Source organism: Azovibrio sp. (assembly GCF_049658005.1).
In the GTDB taxonomy this organism is placed as follows: domain Bacteria; phylum Pseudomonadota; class Gammaproteobacteria; order Burkholderiales; family Rhodocyclaceae; genus Azovibrio.
This window is the reverse complement of record NZ_JBASOH010000018.1, coordinates 1-2,456: the sequence shown is the minus strand read 5'-3', so window position 1 is coordinate 2,456 and position 2,456 is coordinate 1. Positions and strand designations below refer to the sequence as shown.

The following is a 2,456-nucleotide window of genomic DNA, read 5'->3' as shown; positions in this document are numbered from 1 at the left end:
TCGGAGGTCGCCATGAGCCGACTCAGCGTCAAAGACAGGATGGTTCGCTCCATCGCCTTGCGCAAGGGCGAGGTTGTCGTGCGCGCCGATTTCGAGGCGATGGGCAGCCCCAGCCAGATCAGTCGGGCGCTCAAGGAGCTCATCGAGGCAGGCAAGATCGTTCGCCTGGGCTATGGCGTCTACGCTAAAGCACGCCCAAGCGTGCTGTCGGGCAAACCGGTGCCGCGCGTCAGTCTCGCTGAGTTGGCGCAGGAGGCGCTGGAGAAACTGGGCGTCCCGGTGCAATTGGGCCGCGCCCAGGCTGACTACGCCGAGGGCAAGACCACACAAATTCCCGTGCGCACGACGTTCAATACGGGCCAGCGCCGTATTTCCCGCAAGATCACCGTCGGCATCAGCACCGTGCGCTATGAAAACAATTACAGCGCGCGAGCATGAGCTGATCATCAGTGTGATGGGCGAGGGGCTGACAGCACTCGCCGAGGCGGTGATCGAAAAAGACCTGCTGATCACCGAAGTGCTGCGCACCGTCGTGGCGGTGGACAGCGATGGCATCCAGTTGGTGTTTTGCGGCGGAACCTGCCTGTCCAAGGCACACGGCCTGATCGAGCGGATGTCCGAAGACATCGATTTCAAACTCGTGCTGCCGCAGGGTTTGTCGCGCAGTGCGCGTAGCCGCTTGCTCAGTCAGTTCAAGAAGCGCTTGGCTGCAGCGCTTATGGAGGCCGGCTTTGCGGTGCCAGCCGACGAGATCATCGCCCAGGACGAGAACAGCTACGTCTCGCTGAATCTGCATTACGAGAGCCGCTTTGCGCCGGTGGCCAGCCTGCGATCTGAAATCAAGTTGGAGCTCAATGCCCGGCCGCCCGTGCTGCCCACGGCACCGCTGCCCATCGCGTCCATGCTGGATGTCTTGATCCATGCGCCCAGGACGGATTTGCACGTGGAGTGCATCAGCGTCGAGGAGACCCTCGCTGAAAAGGTGCTGTCCTTCCTGCGCCGAACGGCAGAAGCCCGCGCCGGTCGCAATCGTGCCGACTACGACGACCGCTTGGTCCGTCACCTCTACGATGTGAGAGCCATTGCCCGAGGGCGTGAAGAACTGATGCTGCCGCACGAACACTTTGCGGTCATGGTCACTGGCGACGCGGTGCAATACCGCAACCAATATCCAGAGTTCGAGCAAGACCCCGTGGGGCAGATGCGTGTGGTACTGGATGCCCTGCACCACGAGGCTGATGCCTTCGAGCGCGATTACCTTCGCTTCGTTGATGAACTGGTGTTCGGAGAGCCGGTGACGTTTGCCGAGGCCAGAGCAGTATTCATCGAGTTGGCTGAATCCCTGGTCGGGCGGCTGAGGACATAAAGCAAAAGCGCGACAGCCATATGTCGCGCCTCTGTCGTGCCTTGTCGGGCTTGGCCGTCACAGGGTGGCCACCGCCACTACCGTCTGATTCGCCGCCACCACCGGCCTCCGCCCTACGACATTCCCCACCACATTGACCGTCCAACATCGCCTGCGGCGAGAGGTGTGCATAGCGCATCGTCACCTTCGGATCATGATGGCCGAGCAGTTTCTGCACCTCGTACAGCGACCGTCCGGCATTGACCAGGAAACTCGCGTAGCTGTGGCGCAGGTCGTGCAGCCGCACCTCGCCCAGTCCCACCTTCTTCCGGATCGAGTCCCAGGCGTAGAAGATCGACACGGGCGGTTTCTTCGTCTTCGGATTGAAGAACACCCAGGGGATGTCCTCCTGCCGGGGCAGCGCCTGCAGTAATTCCAGCGCCGCGTCCGACAGCGGAATGTGGCGCGGCTTCTTCGACTTCGACCGCATTGCTGGCACCGTCAGCATCCGGCGATTGAAATCAATCTCGTCCCACCGGGCGTCCAGGATCTCCCGCTTCCTCGCCCCGGTGTAGAGCAGCAGCCGGATCACCTGGCCGACCTGCACATTGCGGTTGGTGTCCAGCTCATCAAACAATCGGCCCACTTCCTCCTGTGACAGGTAACGCTCGCGCGCCCCGTGATCCTCAAAGGGCTCGACGCCATCGCAGGGGTTGCTCTTGGGTGGCAGGATGTCCCAGCGGATCGCGCAGTTGTAGATGAACTTCATCAGCACGATCATCCGGTTGCAGGTGCCGGCCGCGTAACCCTTCTCGAACACCGTGTGGTGGAAGGCCACCACATCGGAGCGGGTGATCCGGTTCATCCGGAAATCGGCAAACACCGGCAGCAGGTGATTGCGCAGCATCGTCTCATCCGTCTCCCAACTGCGCTTCCTCGTTTTGGCGTAGGGCAGATAGCGCTCGGCCACGAAATCCCCAAAGGTCGGCACATCCTTGAAGCGGTGGCTCTCCACCTTGGGGTCGCCGCCCTCGGTGACCATCTGCTTCATCTGATGCGCCTTGGCCCGGGCGTCCGACACTGAAATCTCATCGGCTCGGCCAATCCGGTT

General features: G+C 61.8%; 3 protein-coding genes. 2 read left to right on the top strand and 1 reads right to left on the bottom strand.

Annotation, left to right across the window (positions count from 1 at the left end; all coding sequences use genetic code 11):
* Together WBH99_RS01865 and WBH99_RS01860 are read left to right on the top strand one after the other, a co-directional pair.
* Window positions 1-438 (top strand): DUF6088 family protein (locus tag WBH99_RS01865; RefSeq protein ID WP_424218412.1); only part of this gene is annotated, 438 nt, incomplete at its 5' end.
* Window positions 410-1,366 carry a nucleotidyl transferase AbiEii/AbiGii toxin family protein gene (locus WBH99_RS01860; RefSeq protein ID WP_424218411.1) on the top strand — a complete coding sequence of 319 codons (957 nt, stop codon included), beginning with the start codon at window positions 410-412 and terminating at the stop codon, window positions 1,364-1,366. The genes WBH99_RS01865 and WBH99_RS01860, both read left to right, overlap by 29 nt.
* Here WBH99_RS01860 and WBH99_RS01855 read toward each other — a convergent pair.
* The coding region (locus WBH99_RS01855) for a tyrosine-type recombinase/integrase (protein ID WP_424218410.1) at window positions 1,323-2,456 on the bottom strand (1,134 nt) is incomplete at its 5' end. The two genes, WBH99_RS01860 and WBH99_RS01855, sit on opposite strands and share 44 nt — an antisense overlap.